This window comes from Oceaniferula spumae (assembly GCF_042849255.1).
GTDB lineage: Bacteria > Verrucomicrobiota > Verrucomicrobiia > Verrucomicrobiales > Akkermansiaceae > Oceaniferula > Oceaniferula spumae.
In genome coordinates this window covers 4035398-4053159 of sequence record NZ_AP026866.1, presented here as the reverse complement: position 1 = coordinate 4053159, position 17762 = coordinate 4035398, and the positions used below count along the sequence as shown (strand labels likewise).

Here is a 17762-nt window from a genome sequence, read left to right as displayed (position 1 = left end):
TCTGAACAAAATGGCCAACCGCGTAGGCATAGCCCTCGGTTCCAATCTCGGAAACCGACTGACCCACCTTCAAGTGGCCAGAGACATGCTGCTCAAGCTCATGCCGGAGAACGATGCAAACTACACGCAGGCTCCTGTCTATCAGTCCGAGCCTGTCAATTGTCCGCCGGAGTCGCCAGATTTCTTTAACACCGTTCTGGAGATCGATTACATTGGAACCCCCTATCAACTGCTAGAATACACCCAAGGCATCGAGTTTCACCTCGGCCGAGGCATCGTCTATCAGGAAAATGCTCCGCGCATCATTGACGTCGACATCCTCTATTTCGGAAACGAGACCATCAAGGACACCATCCTCAACGTGCCCCATCCGGAAATGACCTCCAGACGATTCGTGCTGCAGCCACTCGCTGACATCCGCCCACAGCTCATCCTACCCGGTGACAAAGCGACCATTGCAGAGCACCTCCACCACCTTGACTCAGATGAGCCACCACTGTCGCTGGTTCAGTCAGACTGGTAATCATCCTCGACCAACATCACCGTGAACTCCGTGCAAAAAGCCGATGCCATCCGCGCGCTGAAAAGTCAGCGCCCCATCTCCATGCTCACGGCCTATGACTACCCCACTGGTCGATTGTTAGACGAAGCCGGAGTGGACGTCATCCTCGTAGGAGATTCGCTTGGCATGGTGATGTTAGGATTTCCCGATACCACCCACGTCACCTTGGACATGATGGTGCATCACACCGCCGCCGTGGCACGTGGTGTTAAGAACTCACTGATCATCGGTGACATGCCCATTCACAGCTATGACACGCCCGAACAAGCCGTGGCCTCAGCCCGCCAGCTGGTAGAGGCTGGAGCAGACGTGGTGAAACTTGAAGGTGGCATCAATCAAGTCGACAAAGTCCGCGCCATCGTAGCAGCAGGCATCCCAGTCATCGGCCATCACGGCATGCTGCCACAACGAGTGCTAGAAGAAGGCGGCTATAAGAAAAAAGGCAAAACCGCCAAGGAGTCAGACGCCATCCTCGAAGGCGCACTCGCTCTGCAGGAAGCTGGTTGTTTCGCCATTGTGTTAGAAAGCGTTGTTCCGGAACTCGCGAAAAAAATCACCCACACCCTCGAAATCCCAACCATCGGAATCGGCTGCAAGGGTAAGGATCAGGAACAAACCTGCGATGGCGAAGTCGCCGTCATCACCGATGTCGTTGGCTCCTACCCATGGTTCGTTCCCCCCTTCGCCACCCAAAGAGCGGATGTCGCTGGCGAAATTTCCCGAGCCGTGCGAGGATACATCAACTCGATTTAACCCCACTCCTCATTTCTAAATCCTCCATTCGTTCATTCATTGCCCTCCCCTGAAAAAATCGCAGCCCTTGAAGCCCGCATGGTCGGACTCGGCATCACCGAGGAGACCCTGACGGAAAAATTCATTCAGGGCAGCGGCAGCGGCGGTCAGAAAATCAACAAGACAGCCTCCTGCGTTTACCTCAAACACGAGCCAACCGGCATCGAGGTGAAATGCCAGCAGCAGCGGTCGCGCGAACTCAACCGCTACATCGCCCGACGCGAACTCTGCGAACGCCTTGAGGAAAAACGCGACGGCAGAAAGTCCGCCAGAAAACAAGCGCAGGAAAAAATCCGCCGCCAAAAACGCCGCCGCTCGCGCCGAGCCAAGAACCGCATGCTCGATGACAAAACCAAGCACGCCAATAAGAAAAACCTCCGCAAGCCACCCAGTCGCAATGACTGACATGTCGTGGCAAAATGATAAGAAAACGCCGACCAGGCAGTAACCTAGTCGGCGAAATTAAAAATCTCAGTGAGATAGCGTCAAACGCTCAAGCGCGCCGACGAAGCAGAAGCGCAAAGCCACCCAAGCCAATCAGCGCCAGCGAACTAGGCTCAGGAACACTTCCGTTCACTTGGATATTGTTGACGTGGATGTTTCCAGTCGATCCCTCATTCACTGCACGTGGTGTGAAGCGGATCGCCACCGTGTCCGCACCAACAATAGCCTCATTGAACGTGAAGGTATCAAAAGAGGGTCCACTACCAGAGTTTGCATCGACTTGGACTGCATCGTATAGCGAGAAAACTCCCCCATTAACACTGACATCAAACGCCATGCCGTCTGCAGCACCAGCACCGTTGCGCCATTGGGAGACTGAGATACTGTCGACATTCAACGTGCCAGCGACATCAGCGGTTAAAGTAAATTCCACATAGTTGTCGTTAGTCCCATCGCCACTGAAGTCGAAATCGCGGATGTCAGCTTCGCCAGCAGCGGTTGTATTATTGACAACGACTCTCAAACTCGCAGACGGAGTCAAATCGGTCGAGCTGAGTCCAGCCAAGGCATTCGATGATGCCGCAAGTAGGATAGGATTGGGAGCGAGATCGTTCGTAACTAGTCCGGTGCTTCCAGAGCTGCGCCAGTCCAAGCCACTAAAATCCCAATTGACTAACACAGCGCCTTGGCTCGTTCCGATGCCGATGACAGCAGCGGCGAGAAGTGATGGTAATGTTTTTGGTTTCATCAGTGATTGATCGTGATTGTATTCCTGCTGGCTACCTCACAAGGTGCGAAGAAATAGCGAAATACATTGGTCTGGTGCACATATCATCAGCCGCCCCTTTGGTGGTCAAGCATCAAACACGTGCCTCTTCCTCTCCGATGACGAATCAGTCTTGATTCTTGAGTCTGGTATCTGCACTCTAAACCCCATGCAGCAGTATCACGATCTCCTCACCGATGTGCTCGAAAACGGTGAATCGCGCACCGATCGCACCGGAACCGGAACTCTCTCCGTTTTCGGTCGGCAAGCTCGCTACGATCTGCGCGAAGGATTCCCCTGCCTGACCACCAAGAAGCTCCATCTTCGCTCCATCATTCACGAGCTCCTCTGGTTCCTCAAAGGCGATACCAACATCGCCTATCTCAAGGAAAACGGCGTCCGCATCTGGGACGAATGGGCGGACGAAAATGGCGAACTCGGCCCGGTATATGGCCAGCAATGGCGTGCCTGGGAAGGTGACGATGGCGAGGTGATCGATCAGATCGAGCGCCTCATTGATGGTCTGAAAAACAATCCCCACTCCCGCCGCCACCTGGTCTCGGCATGGAACGTCGGCAAGGTCGACAAGATGGCCCTCCCCCCCTGCCACATGCTGTTCCAGTTCTACGTGCACGACATCGGCAGTGAAAAACCCGGCCTCTCCTGCCAGCTCTACCAGCGCAGCGCCGATCTCTTTTTAGGCGTCCCTTTCAACATCGCCTCCTACGCCCTGCTCACCATGATGGTAGCGCAAGTCTGCGGCTACGAGGCCCGCGACTTCGTGCACACCTTCGGCGACCTGCACCTCTATCAGAACCACCTCGATCAGGCGAAGCTCCAGTTAGAACGCACGCCCAAAGACCTCCCCACCATGTGGGTCAACCCAGAAGTCAATGACATCTACGCCTTCACCTTCGAAGACTTCGAACTACGCGACTACAATCCCGATCCACACATCAAGGCTGCGGTAAGTGTGTAGGACAGCTTTGCAAGCTGTCGGCAACCCAAGGAAACATCAAGCCAAGCACCAATCGCCACTCATGTCTCAAAACATCAAACTCATCGCCATGGTCGCCATGACTCCGGAGCGAATCATCGGCAAAGACGGTGGCCTGCCTTGGCATTTACCAGAGGATCTCAAGGTCTTCAAAAAATACACCACCGGACATCCGATTGTGATGGGTCGCAAGACATGGGACTCGATTGGCAAACCTCTGCCAAAACGACAGAACATCGTCCTAACAAGAGATCAACATTGGTCAGCAGAAGGAGCCGAAGTAATTCACTCGCCTTCCGATCTGGAGAATCTCGAACTCATGGACCAAGAGGTCTACATCATCGGCGGTGCCCAAGTTTACGCCCTGTTCCTCGATCAGATCGATGAAATGTTAGTCTCCCACGTCTACGAGAACCATCCGGGCGACACCAAACTGCCCAAGTTCGAAGATCAGTTCCCCCACATGGAAGTGGAGGAAAAATACGAGACCTTTGAGCTGCGGAGATATCGAAGGTAGGACAGCTTTTTAAGCTGTCGGCAAACTTGGGAATTGGCTAGGGTAGTCGACAGCTTACAAAGCTGTCTTACGATGAAAGACTTCGAGCCATCGGAAGAACTTCAGAAATCCAAGCGGAAGCTGCCCCACTGGGAGCAGAATGATTGCACTTACTTCATCACCTTCCGATTGGCGGATTCCATGCCTAAAGGGAAATTTGACGAGTGGAATGAAGAGCGTATGCGTTGGTTACGCAGTCGTAACCTTGATGTTGACCTTCCTCTCCAAGAAATCTTGTCACAGCTCTCTCCAGAGCAACGGAAAATCTACAACGAAACCTTCTGGAAAGGATACCATGACTTGCTAGATGCATGCCACGGAGAATGTGCGCTGCGCGATCCGGCTAACTCCAAAATCGTCGCTGACACCCTGCTGTTTTTCGACGCCGAACGATATACCCTGGGAGATTTCATCATCATGCCGAACCACGTGTATTTGGTAGTGAAACCTCAGGATGGCTGGAAACTCAGTGAGCTACTCCACTCATGGAAACGTTTCAGTTCACGAAAAATCAATGAGCATATGCAACGAGAAGGCAAACTCTGGCAGCCGGAATCCTACGATCACATTGTGCGGAACGAGGCGCAGTTAAAACGCATTCAGGCATACATAAAAAACAACCCCAAGAACCTGCGTGAGAGTGAGTTTCATTATCACCAGAGTAGGACAGCTTTGTAAGCTGTCGGCAAACTTGGTGAACACATTCTGCTTGGCTTGATTAATCCTTGGCTAGCCGACAGCTTACAAAGCTGTCCTACCCACCAACTTCGCCACGTGCTTCGCGATGACGTCGGCTTCAAGGTTGACCTTCTGACCTACTTTCGCCTGCTGGAGGTGGGTTTCCTGCAAGGTGTGGGGGATGATCCAGAACACGGCGCTGCTTTCAGTGAGCTCGGCGATGGTCAGGGAGATGCCGTCGATGGCGAGTGAGCCTTTGTCGATGCACAAGCGGTGGATTTCCGGAGGCAGGGCGATTTCCAAGCGGTGATCGTTTCCGTGCGGTGAGAGATCGAGAATTTCGCCGGTGGCATCGACGTGGCCTTGCACGAAGTGGCCGCCGAAGCGACCGCCCGCCAGCATAGCGCGTTCCAGATTTACCAACGAGCCTTCCTCCAGACCACCGAGGGACGTGACGGTCAGCGTCTGCCGGAGAATGTCAAAGCTGGCTGACGTCGCGTCTGATTCCACCACGGTGAGACAGCAGCCGTTGATGGCTACGGACTCGCCGTCTTCCAGCTCGGAGGCGAAGGGAAGTTCGAGCACCAGCCGTGCCTGCTCACCTCGCGATTCGAGCGAGAGCACTTTGCCAGTGGCTTCTATCAGTCCGGTGAACACTCTGTTAGTAGTGAATGATTATTCAGCTTCCGGGCTGACCAAGCCGCGTTGCGGTTCATCTTCCACTTTTTCGACAGCCGGTTTTTCTTCATCGAAAATGTCGTTCACTGTCGGATCTGGGAATAGCAGCATCACTATCGATACAATCACGGTCGGGATGAACGCACCCATGAGCAATTTGCCGGGGGAAACGCCATCGCCGAAGAAGCGACTCAGTAGTGCCTGACCAGCTGGGTTGGGAGCATTGGCAATGACGGTGAGACCACCACCACATACCGCACCAGCGAGCACAGCATATTTAAGGTCCGCACTTAGTCCGCTAACTTGGCTAGCGAGGAAGGTAATCGCGGCGTTATCATTGAATGATGTCAGCACTACAGAACCGACAAAGAGCGGCAATTTCTCCAAGCTGGTGATGATAGGCCCCAACCACCAGCCTTGCAGACCTCCGTGAATAACAAGTCCTGCGAGGAAGAAGCCCACCAGAATAGGCCCCTTGAGCTGCATATTGAACTGGTGATGTGCCGTGCCCTGACGGAAGGCCAGGAAGAAGAGGAATCCACCGACGAACAAAGCCGGCGTGTGGGCGAAGAACACGGTCCAAGCCATGAAAAACAGGTGAGTGACAGTGATCCAGAGCGGAATCGAGCGGCTGCGTTCATCTTGCAAATCGCCTTTGCCATCGCCGTCATGGTCATCCAGTTTAGCGGCCAGACTGACCAGTTCCTTGCGGAAGACAACGTAATAGAGAGCGGTGGACAGGAGGATACCGGCGATCGCTTTTTCACCAAAGTGCAGGAACATCTCCGGTGTGGTCAGGCCCCATTTCTGGGCAACCATCAGCACTGGTGGCGCTGCGAAGTTCGTCAGCACGCCACCGACAGAAATATTAACGAACAGCAGTCCGAGGGTGCCGTAGGCGAGCTTGGCACTTGGCTTCAGCTTGTAGAACTTCTTCGCCAGCAACATCGCAGCGATGGTCATGGCACCTGGCTCGGTGATGAATGAACCGAGGATCGGCGCGACAATGAGAATGGAAAGCCACCATGCGGAAGGCGTTTCCTTACCCCATTTGGCAAAGAAACTGAGGCAACTCTCGGCAAAACGCAGCACTGGGCGCGTGGAAGCGAGCGCCATGATGATGACCACGAACATCGGCTCGGTGAAGTTCACCGTGGTGATGTAGCTCTTCACGGTCTCGACATCGTAGAAGCCGATGATGGCGGCGATGAGAACTAACACCCAGATTCCGAAGATCGCTTCGATCTCTCCGAGGAAATGGAAAAACGTCGCCTTAAAGCTGACCATATCATCGGCTTTGGCAGACTCCCCTGCTGCTTCCTTTTGTTTGCGAATCATGGAATCGTGCTCATGCTGCAGCTTGTGGGAGTACTTCGTCAGCGGAACCGCGAAGAAGGTATGGATAATGGCGAGCAGGAAAATGATACTCGCCACCACAAGAAACGGCTGTTCTGAGGCGCGGTAGCTGATTTTTTCCCAGATGCCGGACATCTCAGAGGCGGTTTCCTCGGCTGGGAACTCCTCCATGCGCTGGAGGAATTCAGGCTTGGCACCAGGGTCGGCCGCAGCATGCACCGCGGGCATCGCGAAGGTGATCAGGAACAAAATCAAAGGAAGTAGCTTCAGTCTCATACGGGGAGAGGAAATAGCATCTCAGGCATTCTTGGCAAGGCTTACTGGTCATCCTGTTTTTTTCGCTTATAAAGATGACAGATGCCCAACAAATGGAAACAACAGACAAGCGGCGTTAAATCCCGAGTCAAACAGCGGGTTTCGGCGAAATTGAACGCGTGGAAGGCACGCATCGCCCGTGAAATTTCCGGAGGCCAAACCGGTGGCACCAGCGACGGCAACAAGGTCGATGTCTACTTCGAAGGCGACCGCGCATTCGCCGCCATGCTGGATGCCATCAAGGAGGCGAAGCATTACGTGCATCTGGAAATGTATATGTTTTTCTCAGATCACATCGGCAGACGCTTCGCCGATGCGCTGAGCGCCAAAGCTCGCGAGGGTATCCCCGTGCGAGTGATCTACGACTCGATCGGCTCACTGGAAACCGACAACATGCAATGGGCCGACATGCGCAGCGCCGGTGTGACCGTGGTGGAATACCGGCCGGTGGCATTCTGGCGGAAGCGCAGTGGCATCTTCGGCAGGAACCACCGGAAAAACCTGATCGTCGATGGAGCCACCGCCTTCACCGGAGGTCTCAATCTGGCCGATCCATGGGCGGGGGAATTCACCAGCGATGCTTGCTGGAGAGACACCCACTGCCGGGTGATCGGACCTGCCGCACACGATTTCAATAAGCTGTTCATGGACTCTTGGGAATACTGCACCAAAGAGAAAATCTTCCACCGCCCGGATCCCAAACCTTTAACAGATGCTGAACAAACCGCACACTCCGAGGGGCTAGATGAAAGTGGCTGCTGCCGCTGCGTCGTGGTGGGAAGCCAAGGCCTCCGTAACAGCAAGGAGATCCACAAAATGTTCTCGGTGAATCTCGCGCGAGCAGAAAAGTCGATCAAGATGACGATGCCGTATTTCGCGCCGCCCAAGCTCCTGCGAACATCGCTCCGTGATGCCGCCAAACGGGGTATTGAGGTTAATCTGCTTCTCCCTCGTGACTCCGATGTCACCGTGATCGATTGGGTCCGCGAGGGACTTTATCCGCAGATGCTAAAGTGGGGTGTAAAAGTTAGAGAATACTTGGGTCCTGTGCTGCATGCCAAGACGATGGTGGTTGACGATCATATCGCCGTCATTGGCTCATCTAACTTTGATATCCTCTCAGTGCTGATGAACCGCGAGTGTGGACTGGTGGTCTTCGATGACTCGGTGGCGGAAGAACTCGACCGCCAATGGCAAAACGACCTGATGCTCTCCGAGCGTGTCACACGCGATTGGGAAGGCATCAGGCCGTGGTGGCGTTTATTGTTTGCCAAGCTGGGGTGTTTTTTGATCCGGAGGTTTTGATAGTAGGACGAGTTTCCAACTTGTCGGCAACCTCAGGAGTAAACAGGCTTAGTAAGACGCACTCACCAAGCCAGCCGACAACTCACAAAGTTGCCCTACTTTACTTTTCTAACCAAATCCGAGAACTCGGTGCGGTGGCCTTTTTCATCCTTGCCGCGTCCTTGCTCGGCGAGTTCGCGGACGAGTTGGTAATTTCCCTTTCCGGCAAACTCGCTGCCACGCTGGAGCATTCCGAAGAGTCCTACGCCGGAGGCAAATTTGAAGTCGTCGCTGGCGTCCTTCCATGCCTTGCCGCTATCGGTGACCGGGGTTTCGAAGTAGGTGCTCTCGGTTTCCTTGGTGGCCTCGGGGCCTTTGTAAGCTAGTTTCACGGTCAGCATCTCGGGGCTGTCGACCACTTCGCGGTCGGCTGGTTTTGGTTCGGCGATTTTGCGTTTCTGATACTTCAGATCATCAATCACAGGTGCTTGTTCCGTAGCATTGCCTGGCACGATCTCATAGAGCGCTGTGACTCGGTGACCAGCACCGATCTCGCCGGCATCGATCAGTTTGTTTTTGAAATCCTCTGCCTTGAGCATTCTGTTAGCGTAGCCGATCAGGCGGTAGCTTTTCACTTTCGCCGGGTTGAACTCGACCTGGATTTTCACGTCCTTGGCGATGGTGACCATGTTGCCCATCATGTCATCGAGGAAGACTTTGCGACCTTCGCGTAGAGAATCGATGTAGGAGTAGTTGCCATTCCCCTTGTTAGTGATGTCTTCTAACATGGCATCGTTTAAGTTGCCTTGTCCGAAACCTAACACGGAGAGATAGACTCCGCTTTTTGCCTCGCGCTCGACCATGGATACCAGCGCCGAACGATCGGTTAGTCCGACATTAAAGTCACCGTCAGTGCCGAGAATCACGCGATTGACGCCGCCTTTGACAAAGTGTTTCTTCGCCATCTTGTAGGCCAGGGTGATCCCTGCGCCCCCGTTGGTGGAGCCTCCGGAGCGGAAGTTGTTGAGTTTATCCAGAATCGTCTTTCGACCGTTTTCATCAACGTAAGTGGGAGGCAGAGCAAGGCCTTGAGCCCCTGCGTATACTACGATGGTGACTGAGTCATCGCCATTGAGTTCCTTGAGCAGGATCTTCATGGAGTCGACTAGCAGAGGCAGTTTGTCCTGGGCATTCATCGAACCAGAGACATCGAGCAGGAACACGAGGTTCGCAGCCGGACGCTTCTCTCTAACAATGTCCTTACCTTGCAAACCGACCTTCACCAGACGGTGCTCGGGATTCCATGGGCACGATGCCGTTTCCACATTCACCGAGAACGGGTGATCCCCCTCAGGCTGCGGGTAGGTGTAGCTGAAGTAGTTGATCATTTCCTCGATCCTAACAGCGTCCTTGGGAATCGCCTGACCGTTCTGGATCATCCGGCGCATATTGGTGTAGGATGCGGTATCAACGTCCACGGAGAACGTGGAGAGTGGAGCCTTGAATGGGGATAGAAACACGTTGTCAACGAGCTGGCCGTAGCGGTTACCAGAAGCGTGGACACTTCGTCCCACCCTGGGGTCTCCCCCGCGATCTTCTTCGATTAAACCATTCTGCCCATCTCTTATGGATTTCTTCTTACCTGCTCTGCTTCCTGCAACGTCTCCAGCCCCACCACTACGGTCTAAAGTGAAAGGCATACTTGGTTCTGCAGGGACAATACCTCCAGTCGGCTTCCCTCCTTCGGGAACAACGCTAGGCTTCGTAGGCATCGGAGTGGCTTTGGGAGTTGGCATATTCTGGCGGAGCGGCGCTTCGGCAGCAGGCATAGGATCTGCTGGCAGTGACTTCTCACGCTTTTCTGTATCCTTGCTTGGGTTTGCGTAGCGATTTTGGGCAACGTCATCCGCCTCAGCAGGTCTGAATTCCTGTGATTTGGTATCAACTCCGAGCTTAAGCTCACCTGCTTCACGGGATCTAACGCTCGGTGCAGATTTCTTCTCCGCTTCCGCAAGTTGGGCTTCGGGTTGGTAGCTATCGTTCAACGCGAGATCTTGATCACGGTCGCTTTTCCAGCCGTAGTAGCCAACGGCAGCCACGGTTAGAGCGGCGGCGATGCCGATTCCGATAGCTGGACCGCGCCCTTTGTTGGCGCTGCGAGCTGCTGTCATCTCGGTCACCGATTGTTCTTCATCGAGACGTTTTTCGAGATCTGCTAGAAATTCTGTGTCGTCACCTGCGCCGTGTCGGGCGTGTTCGTTGAGTAAGGCGTCGATCATGTTATCTTCTTTTTTCATGATGGTAGTGGGTATTTAAATTTTAAAATGGGGGTATTTGTTAGTGCTGGAGGCATTCGCGGAGTCCGGAGCGGGCGCGCTCGAGTCGTTTCCTCAAGGTGGCGTTTTCCACAGCGAGCGATCGAGCCGCTTCTTCGCCGCTTTTTTCATCGTAGTAGAAAGCCTTCACCGCCTCGGCGAGTGTGTCGGGGAGCTTCTTCAGGCAGCCTTCCAGTTTGGAGAAGACTCCACCTTGGTCGCGCAGACCGTCCCATTGCTTGGCGTCGGCTTCGAGGCATTCCAAGGTTTCCTCATCGAGGCTGATTTGCCGGGAGTTCTTGCGTAGCGACTCGCGCCACTTGTTCCGCACAATGCCGCGCATCCACGAGCCAAAGTCACGGGTGACATCAAAGGTTTCCAAATTTCTCCAGGCCACCACAAAGGCGTCCTGCACGATGTCTCGCGACGTGTGGCTCTCCTTGGTTAGGGCTGTGGCGTAGGCGAGGAGGCTACGGTGGTGTTCCTTGGCCAGAATGGCGAAGGACTTGCGGTCGGCTGTCTCAGTCATGGGTTGTTTTTCTAAAGCTTTCATCATCTTCACCCCCTATTGGCGCGGCGGCGAGGAAAGGTGACATCTTTTTTCAAAGAAATTGCAGTTTGGTATTTGGCCTTGGCGCATTGGCGCTTAAAAAAAGTCCGTGCCTGCTGCCCGTGTCCTGATCGACGGCCCCTCCGAGCTTGTCTTCGACTACGCCATTCCCGAGGGAATGGACGCGGTGACCGGGTGCCGGGTGAAAGTGCCACTGCGCAACAAATCCTCCACCGGCACCATCCTCGACATCACCGAGACGATGCCGACGAAGTTCACGCTCCGCGAAATCGACGCCCTGATCGATCCTGAACCGCTGATCACGCCGAAGCTCATGGAGCTGGGCAAATGGATCGCCGACTACTACGTCGCCCCCATGGAGCAGGTGATGCGCTCGTTGCTGCCGGAGGCGGTGCGACAGGAAAGTCACTCTGAGAAGACACGCAAGCTGGTCTGCATCGATCAAAAACCGGACGATGAGACACTGGAAAAACTCGGCAAACGCGCCCCACGCCAGCATCTCATCCTAGCATTGTTAGACGCCGCCGGCGGCCAAATGGCACTAGCTGATCTCGGTGGTGGCTCGGTAGCCGCCTCGGTCAAATCACTGGCTAAAAACAACTACGTCAAAGTCATCGAGGAGGCCGTGCGTCGGGATCCTGATGAAGGTGAGGAATTCCTCGAAGACAAACCGCTCAAGCTCAACCCCGGCCAGGAGGTGGCGATGAAGGAAGTGCTGCAGCAGATCAGCGAACCTGAAAAACCGCTACTGCTCCATGGCGTCACCGGCTCAGGCAAGACGGAGGTTTACCTACAGGCGGCGCAGCATTGCATCGACTCCGGAAAAAGCGTGCTCGTCCTGCTGCCGGAAATTTCCCTGACACCGCAGACGGTGCAACGTTTCAAATCACGCTTCGCCTCCATTCAGGATCAAGTGGCGGTGCTGCACTCCCATCTTTCCCAAGGTGAGCGATTCGATGAGTGGCACCGGATCCGCTCGGGCAAAGCTCGGGTGGTCATTGGCGCCCGCAGTGCTATTTTCGCGCCCCTAACAAACATCGGCATCATCATCGTCGATGAGGAACATGAAAACTCCTACAAGCAGGAAACCTCCCCCCGTTACCATGGTCGCGATCTCGCGGTGCTGCGCGGGCATCTGGAAAAATGTGCCGTCCTGTTAGGGTCGGCAACACCTTCTCTGGAATCATTTCACAATACCCAGACTGGGAAATACAAACTGCTGACTCTCGAAGAACGAGCCGATGACAAATCGCTGCCTATCATCCGGGTGATCGATATGCGGGTGGAGGGTCGCAAACACAAGGGCGCGCCTAACATCCTCTCTGATCCCCTGCGCGGCCACATGGAAAAAAAACTCGCCGAGGGTGAGCAGGTCATCCTGTTTCTCAATCGGCGTGGCTTTGCACGCTCACTGCAATGCGGCAGCTGCGGCCATGTCTGCGAGTGCCGTCACTGCGCCCTGCCGCTGACCTATCACCGACAAGAAGAGCGGCTCATTTGTCACATCTGCGGTCACCAAGCGATCACCCCCAAGAAGTGCCCCGAGTGCGGCGACCCGGGAATCCGTTTCCAAGGCTACGGCACCGAGCAGGTGGAGGGCATTCTGAAAAAGGTCTTTCCGCTGGCACGGCTGGCGCGCATCGATGCCGATAGCATGAGGCGCAAAAACGCCCTCAAAGACACGCTCCGCGCCTTTCATCAGCGCAAGATCGACATCATCATCGGCACCCAGATGATTGCCAAAGGGCTGCATTTCCCCAACGTCACATTGGTGGGAGTTCTCAACGCGGACCTCGGCCTGCACGTGCCGGATTTCCGCGCCGGAGAACGTACCTTCCAGCTGCTCACGCAGGTGGCGGGTAGGGCTGGTCGGGGTGAGATGGAAGGCGAAGTCATCGTGCAAACTTACACGCCGCACTCGCCGTCTATTCAATACGCGCGCCACCACGATTTCCCCGGCTACGCGGAGCAGGAACTCGATTTCAGAGAACAATTCGGCTATCCGCCCTACACTCACTGCGCTGTGTTAGGCACCCGCTCAGGCCACGAGCGACGCGCCGAATTCACTCTGCAGAACCTGCACAAACGTCTCGCCACTGATCTTCCAGCGGGGATGAAACTAGGCGATGCCCTGCCCTCGCCCCTGACCAAAGCCCACGGCCAGTATCGTTTCCAAATGATGATCCTCGGCAGCTCCGCCCGAGGACTTTCGCGTCACGTCAGAGCCGTGCTCGATCAAACCCCCGCGCCGGAGGATGTCACCGTGGTTTTTGACATGGACGCGATGGGGTTTTAATCGCTTTGATCTGGTCGGGCAGTTTCGCTACGTTGCGATTTACTGACTATTGCTTGATCGATTTGCTACCAATTTCCTGCATGTGCTTGAGCACGATGTGGCGGAAGAACGCGCTGTTTTTCTGGGCACCATCCAGTTTCTTCAGAGCTTTACGGCCTTCTTTTCGGTCGCTCAGATCGGTGTCCGCAGGAACAATGTCAGGTTTGTCATACTTGATTTCGTTGTTACCGGCGATCAGGCTGGAGCAGATTTTGATGATTTGATCGAGCTGTTCTTGAGTTTGGCAGGAAGAAGCCAGATTATACCACGCCTCGGCGTTGAACGGGTTTCCTTTCAAACTGGAGAGTAGCAGGCTTCTGCCGTATTTTGTCTGATCTGCTTTATCAAGGGATAGGAAAAGGTGATTCGCAATGTGGGTGTCCATGTAACTTTCCAATCCGACATTCATTCCCTGGGTGAGACCAAATTGATATTCCGCGTAGGTTTTTTTCTTTGTGCCGCCAAATTTAGTGCGGTGCGCAGGCATGTCGAAATGCCAGTAAAAGTAGGAGTTTTCAGGTCCGGCAGTCGCGCTCTGTTCGATCGCGGCAGAGTAGCCGGATTTGGAGTCGTAGGCATAACGGATAGGGCATCCGTGCCCAGGTTGACCACCAGACGAGACGGGCACGCCAAGTGCGGTTTGCGCGCAACGTGATATGAATGACATAGTTCCACAGACACCACCAGTGTCTATCTTGCTGGGATAGGACTTCCAGTGCCAGGCCGAGGGGGTCATCTCTTTACCGATATCGCCTCTGGGGCGTCCTTTGGTGTAGGGGCCGTAGGTGTGCAGACGTTTGTCACCGTGTTTCCCATTGTATTTCTCCCAGATGTAATCTGCCTCGTCCTTGGGCATGCTGATGGCTAGTGGCATGAGCAGCGGCCATGGCGTCTTAGTGAGCGGAAAAAGAGGCCACGGCTGGTCTTCGGACAGACTAAGCTCGGAGCGATCCGTATTTTGTATTTTATCCAAGTGTCTAAGAAACTCGGCGATGGACATCCTAGGAGTGCGGTGCACGGGCCGAACTTTCTTGGCGGTGATGTAGTCGCGCATCACCTCTTCGAGGCCGTTGGCTCGACCTTTTCCGTGCCCTGCATCGCTGACATTGAGTAATTTGGCAAGGGCAGCCGCGTGCTCCTCGCTATCCCATGCCTGCTGGGCGGTAATCCCTTTTTCTTCGAGGTAGTCACCTAATTTTTTCGCCTGCTCGGTCATCGATTTCGGCGCGTCCGAAACCTCGCGGGCAAATTCCACTGACGGATCTTTGCCCTCTTTAAGGTATGTTTTTGCGATCGCGACGGTCTTGGAAAGTGCCGACAGTTCGTTCACTCTCCCCACACCAATCTCCCGGCGGGCGACGGATGTGCCCAAGCAGAATTGCTCGTATTGATGAAACATTTTCTCCCCCAACTCTGAGTAGAGGGTATTGAGGTTTTTGAGAACGTGGGGATTCGCAGGGTAGATCGCGCCGTAGACAGCTGCTCGGGCAGTTTCGTCGCTATCGACCCATGCTTGTAATTTAGGATCGATGGAAACTCCGGCAGCTTTAAGCTGCTCCAGGATTTTAGTGCGCTGGGTGGATAGAATCTGGTTGCGAAGGGGATTGGACCACTTTCCATGGGATTTCTCGGCTATAACGTTGAGAGACTTAGTCTTTGGCGCAGTCACCTGTGCCGTCGCAATTCCTGCAAGCTGTGCACCCGTGAACACACAAGCGGTCATGATGGTTATCTTCATTGTTGGGACAAATATACTCAATCTGCTGAGGATTCAAATATTTAAGCCCCCTAGTCATCTTTGGTCAGCACCACATGTAGTCGGGTCGCTCTGAGACTCAAAACGGTTGGTTTTTAGCAAATTGGTATTTGGTTTTTGGGTTTTGGAGTTTAGAACTTCTTATGGCCTTTTTGGAACTACAAGACGTCAAAACCCACTTCCCCGTGCGTAAGGGCGCGGTGATCAGAAAAGTGACCGATGTCGTCAGAGCTGTCGACGGCGTGACTCTGAGCATCAACCAAGGTGAAATCCTCGGACTGGTGGGCGAATCCGGCTGTGGCAAATCCACTCTCTCACGCACTATCATGCAGCTGATTCCGGCCACGGACGGTGCCGTCGTGCTGGAAAATCAAAACCTGTCGGTTCTGCCCCAGTCTGAGGTGAGAAAACGCCGTTTGGATTTTCAGATGATTTTTCAGGACCCCTACGCATCGCTGAACCCGCGCATGACGGTTTACACGACTCTAGCAGAAGCGATCAACCAACGTCACCCTGGCCTCAAAGGGGCTGCCATGGATGAAAAGATCGCGGCGTTGATGGAGCGGGTCGGTCTCGACCAGCGGTTCATGAAAAAATACCCGCACGAGTTCTCCGGCGGACAGCGCCAACGCATCGCCATCGCCCGTGCGCTGGCACCGGAGCCAAAACTGGTGATTGCGGACGAGCCAGTGAGTGCGCTCGACGTTTCCATCCAGTCGCAAATCCTCAACCTTCTGCTAGAACTTCGCCGAGACTTGGGACTAACCATGATTTTCATCTCTCACGATCTCTCAGTGGTGCGCTACTTGGCCGATAACATTGCGGTCATGTATAAAGGAAAAATCGTAGAATATGGTGAAGCCGAGCAGGTGTTCAACCACCCCGAGCACGAGTATACTCAGAAACTCCTCCACGCGATTCCTCACATCCAGCAGAGTGCCTAACCTCTCTCCTCGTTCATGAGTGAGTCTAACGACAACGCGCGCCAAGCCACACTGGGAAACTATATTTCCTACGGTATTTACCGAGGTTTCGAGCGGCTGTTGAAGCCTATTCCGATGGAGCTGGTCTGCGTGATTGGCGGAGGCATAGGAACACTCGGCAGCTACCTGCTTCCCAGTCGCCGAAAAATGGTGATTCGGAACTTGCGCATCGCCTACGGTGAACAACTCAGTCGAAATGAGATCCATTCTCTGTGCCGAAAAGTTTTCTGGCGATCGGGTGCTAATTTCCTTTCAGCCATCCGGGCGAATACGATGAAACCTGACGATCTCCACAAGCGCATGGAAATCGTCGGCACCGAAAACCTCGAAGCTGCCCGCACACCTGACACGGGATTCATCCTTCTGTTAGCCCACATGGGAAGCTGGGAAATATTGGTGCAGATGCACTTGATAGTCGAGGGACTGCTCCCATTCGGAGGGCTCTATCGGCCATTGGGTAATCCATTGTTAGACAAACTTGTCAAACGCCGACGCCAAAAGACAGGCACCAAACTGTTCAGTCGAGCCGATGGCTTTTTCACCCCCATCGCCCATCTCAAGGAAGGTGGAACCTTGGGTGCTTTCTCTGACCAGAATGCAGGATCATCTGGCATGTCGGTTCCTTTTTTCGGCAAACGAGCATCAATGACCAACCTGCCCTCTCTACTTCACCGGCGCACCGGTGCACCTATCATTCCAGTGTCGATGGAAACTGTTTCACATGGTCGGTGGCGAGTCGTGGTGCATCCGGCGATTGAAATTTCAGATGACGAAAAAACCAATGCGGCACTCACTACCAGCCTGTGTGCTCAAGCGTTCGAGCGCATGATGAGCATCAGTCCTGCCGACGTGCTTTGGATGCACGGCTACTGGAAAGTGGGAACCAAACGCCCACTCAAGATCGATGGCGTTCTGAAAAAGAAAAATGCCAGTCGTCTGGCGCCTGCCACCAAACCCTTCAAGGTCCTCGTTTTCACAGGAACAGAATCTGAGGAATCCGATGAAATCCTTGAACAGATTCACCGACTGAAAAACTACCGTGACGACATCGAAATCACCGTCGCGGGTGAATCCATCGTCTCCCCTGATGCGGTTCATCACATCACGATGGATCCCAGCGAGCCTCCACACATCGTAGCGCACAAAATTCTCAACTACAATCGTGAGATGACCACACCACTCGACTGCGCGATCGATTTCACGCAGGACGCATCCGGCGAAAACATTCTGAAGCTCTCTGAAGTCAAACCGGTATTTGCCATGAGCGGTGCACACTATTCCCGTAGCACAGCGATTACATTCAAAGATCCGGAAAAACGAAATCTGGCAGGATTCTTGGAAAGCCTCGGCATCAACGCTGAGGCCGATTAAATC

The 17762-nt window shown here is 54.2% G+C and carries 16 protein-coding genes; 10 read left to right on the top strand and 6 right to left on the bottom strand.

Going from position 1 to position 17762, the window contains the following annotated elements:
- The first annotated feature begins 10 nt into the window (after nucleotides 1–10).
- From folK to ACSPJT_RS17255, 3 genes are read left to right on the top strand one after another with little or no spacing between them, the layout of a single operon-like run.
- Nucleotides 11–523 (top strand): 2-amino-4-hydroxy-6-hydroxymethyldihydropteridine diphosphokinase, encoded by a 513-nt coding sequence (folK, locus tag ACSPJT_RS17265; RefSeq protein ID WP_435893805.1) that lies wholly within the window; start codon nucleotides 11–13, stop codon nucleotides 521–523.
- 21 nt (nucleotides 524–544) lie between these two features.
- Nucleotides 545–1315, top strand: a complete 771-nt coding sequence (panB, locus tag ACSPJT_RS17260; RefSeq protein ID WP_435893804.1) for a 3-methyl-2-oxobutanoate hydroxymethyltransferase — start codon at nucleotides 545–547, stop codon at nucleotides 1313–1315.
- A gap of 39 nt (nucleotides 1316–1354) precedes the next feature.
- A complete protein-coding gene (locus ACSPJT_RS17255) occupies nucleotides 1355–1759 on the top strand; it encodes a peptide chain release factor family protein (RefSeq protein ID WP_435893803.1) in 405 nt (134 codons plus the stop codon).
- An 88-nt stretch (nucleotides 1760–1847) separates the two neighbouring features.
- Here ACSPJT_RS17255 and ACSPJT_RS17250 read toward each other — a convergent pair whose 3' ends face one another.
- Entirely contained in the window at nucleotides 1848–2546 is a 699-nt protein-coding gene (locus ACSPJT_RS17250) for a PEP-CTERM sorting domain-containing protein (RefSeq protein ID WP_435893802.1), read from the bottom strand.
- Between the two features lie 187 nt (nucleotides 2547–2733).
- Here ACSPJT_RS17250 and ACSPJT_RS17245 point away from each other — a divergent pair, with 187 nt between their 5' ends.
- From ACSPJT_RS17245 to ACSPJT_RS17235, 3 genes are all read left to right on the top strand, one after another.
- Entirely contained in the window at nucleotides 2734–3543 is an 810-nt protein-coding gene (locus ACSPJT_RS17245) for a thymidylate synthase (RefSeq protein WP_435893801.1), read from the top strand.
- 61 nt (nucleotides 3544–3604) lie between these two features.
- Entirely contained in the window at nucleotides 3605–4078 is a 474-nt protein-coding gene (locus ACSPJT_RS17240; RefSeq protein WP_435893800.1) for a dihydrofolate reductase, read from the top strand.
- Between the two features lie 72 nt (nucleotides 4079–4150).
- A complete protein-coding gene (locus ACSPJT_RS17235) occupies nucleotides 4151–4795 on the top strand; it encodes a transposase (RefSeq protein ID WP_435893799.1) in 645 nt (214 codons plus the stop codon).
- Between the two features lie 63 nt (nucleotides 4796–4858).
- Here ACSPJT_RS17235 and ACSPJT_RS17230 read toward each other — a convergent pair whose 3' ends face one another.
- Together ACSPJT_RS17230 and ACSPJT_RS17225 are read right to left on the bottom strand one after the other, a co-directional pair.
- Entirely contained in the window at nucleotides 4859–5452 is a 594-nt protein-coding gene (locus ACSPJT_RS17230) for a riboflavin synthase (RefSeq protein WP_435893798.1), read from the bottom strand.
- A gap of 18 nt (nucleotides 5453–5470) precedes the next feature.
- The gene (locus ACSPJT_RS17225) at nucleotides 5471–7105 is read right to left on the bottom strand and encodes a putative Na+/H+ antiporter (RefSeq protein ID WP_435893797.1); all 1635 of its coding nucleotides are present in this window, start codon (nucleotides 7103–7105) and stop codon (nucleotides 5471–5473) included.
- An 81-nt stretch (nucleotides 7106–7186) separates the two neighbouring features.
- Between ACSPJT_RS17225 and ACSPJT_RS17220 the strand changes: the two genes are divergently transcribed.
- Nucleotides 7187–8449 (top strand): phospholipase D-like domain-containing protein, encoded by a 1263-nt coding sequence (locus ACSPJT_RS17220; protein ID WP_435893796.1) that lies wholly within the window; start codon nucleotides 7187–7189, stop codon nucleotides 8447–8449.
- 95 nt (nucleotides 8450–8544) lie between these two features.
- Here ACSPJT_RS17220 and ACSPJT_RS17215 read toward each other — a convergent pair whose 3' ends face one another.
- Both ACSPJT_RS17215 and ACSPJT_RS17210 read right to left on the bottom strand, forming a co-directional pair.
- Nucleotides 8545–10725, bottom strand: coding sequence for a vWA domain-containing protein (locus tag ACSPJT_RS17215; RefSeq protein WP_435893795.1), 2181 nt, complete (start codon nucleotides 10723–10725; stop codon nucleotides 8545–8547).
- A 40-nt stretch (nucleotides 10726–10765) separates the two neighbouring features.
- Nucleotides 10766–11272 (bottom strand): RNA polymerase sigma factor, encoded by a 507-nt coding sequence (locus tag ACSPJT_RS17210; RefSeq protein WP_435893794.1) that lies wholly within the window; start codon nucleotides 11270–11272, stop codon nucleotides 10766–10768.
- Between the two features lie 130 nt (nucleotides 11273–11402).
- Here ACSPJT_RS17210 and priA point away from each other — a divergent pair, with 130 nt between their 5' ends.
- The gene (gene priA / locus ACSPJT_RS17205) at nucleotides 11403–13610 is read left to right on the top strand and encodes a replication restart helicase PriA (protein ID WP_435893793.1); all 2208 of its coding nucleotides are present in this window, start codon (nucleotides 11403–11405) and stop codon (nucleotides 13608–13610) included.
- Between the two features lie 46 nt (nucleotides 13611–13656).
- On the opposite strand, the gene ACSPJT_RS17200 is transcribed toward priA, so the two are convergent.
- On the bottom strand, nucleotides 13657–15387 hold the full coding sequence (locus ACSPJT_RS17200) for a hypothetical protein (protein WP_435893792.1): 1731 nt from the start codon (nucleotides 15385–15387) through the stop codon (nucleotides 13657–13659).
- A gap of 161 nt (nucleotides 15388–15548) precedes the next feature.
- On the opposite strand from ACSPJT_RS17200, the gene ACSPJT_RS17195 reads away from it, so the two are divergent.
- Both ACSPJT_RS17195 and ACSPJT_RS17190 read left to right on the top strand, forming a co-directional pair.
- The gene (locus ACSPJT_RS17195; protein ID WP_435893791.1) at nucleotides 15549–16349 is read left to right on the top strand and encodes an ATP-binding cassette domain-containing protein; all 801 of its coding nucleotides are present in this window, start codon (nucleotides 15549–15551) and stop codon (nucleotides 16347–16349) included.
- A gap of 15 nt (nucleotides 16350–16364) precedes the next feature.
- Nucleotides 16365–17759: a lysophospholipid acyltransferase family protein gene (locus ACSPJT_RS17190; protein WP_435893790.1), complete on the top strand. Its 1395-nt coding sequence runs from the start codon at nucleotides 16365–16367 to the stop codon at nucleotides 17757–17759.
- Nucleotides 17760–17762: the final 3 nt, after the last annotated feature.

What these genes read in the sequence shown, in the direction of transcription:
- ACSPJT_RS17200 (WP_435893792.1), bottom strand. Translation starts at nt 15,387, where the DNA reads ATGAAGATAACCATCATGACCGCTTGTGTGTTCACGGGTGCACAGCTT.
- ACSPJT_RS17220 (WP_435893796.1), top strand. Translation starts at nt 7,187, where the DNA reads ATGCCCAACAAATGGAAACAACAGACAAGCGGCGTTAAATCCCGAGTC.
- ACSPJT_RS17225 (WP_435893797.1), bottom strand. Translation starts at nt 7,105, where the DNA reads ATGAGACTGAAGCTACTTCCTTTGATTTTGTTCCTGATCACCTTCGCG.
- ACSPJT_RS17195 (WP_435893791.1), top strand. Translation starts at nt 15,549, where the DNA reads ATGGCCTTTTTGGAACTACAAGACGTCAAAACCCACTTCCCCGTGCGT.
- ACSPJT_RS17215 (WP_435893795.1), bottom strand. Translation starts at nt 10,725, where the DNA reads ATGAAAAAAGAAGATAACATGATCGACGCCTTACTCAACGAACACGCC.
- ACSPJT_RS17235 (WP_435893799.1), top strand. Translation starts at nt 4,151, where the DNA reads ATGAAAGACTTCGAGCCATCGGAAGAACTTCAGAAATCCAAGCGGAAG.
- ACSPJT_RS17240 (WP_435893800.1), top strand. Translation starts at nt 3,605, where the DNA reads ATGTCTCAAAACATCAAACTCATCGCCATGGTCGCCATGACTCCGGAG.
- ACSPJT_RS17210 (WP_435893794.1), bottom strand. Translation starts at nt 11,272, where the DNA reads ATGACTGAGACAGCCGACCGCAAGTCCTTCGCCATTCTGGCCAAGGAA.
- ACSPJT_RS17250 (WP_435893802.1), bottom strand. Translation starts at nt 2,546, where the DNA reads ATGAAACCAAAAACATTACCATCACTTCTCGCCGCTGCTGTCATCGGC.
- folK (WP_435893805.1), top strand. Translation starts at nt 11, where the DNA reads ATGGCCAACCGCGTAGGCATAGCCCTCGGTTCCAATCTCGGAAACCGA.
- ACSPJT_RS17190 (WP_435893790.1), top strand. Translation starts at nt 16,365, where the DNA reads ATGAGTGAGTCTAACGACAACGCGCGCCAAGCCACACTGGGAAACTAT.
- ACSPJT_RS17245 (WP_435893801.1), top strand. Translation starts at nt 2,734, where the DNA reads ATGCAGCAGTATCACGATCTCCTCACCGATGTGCTCGAAAACGGTGAA.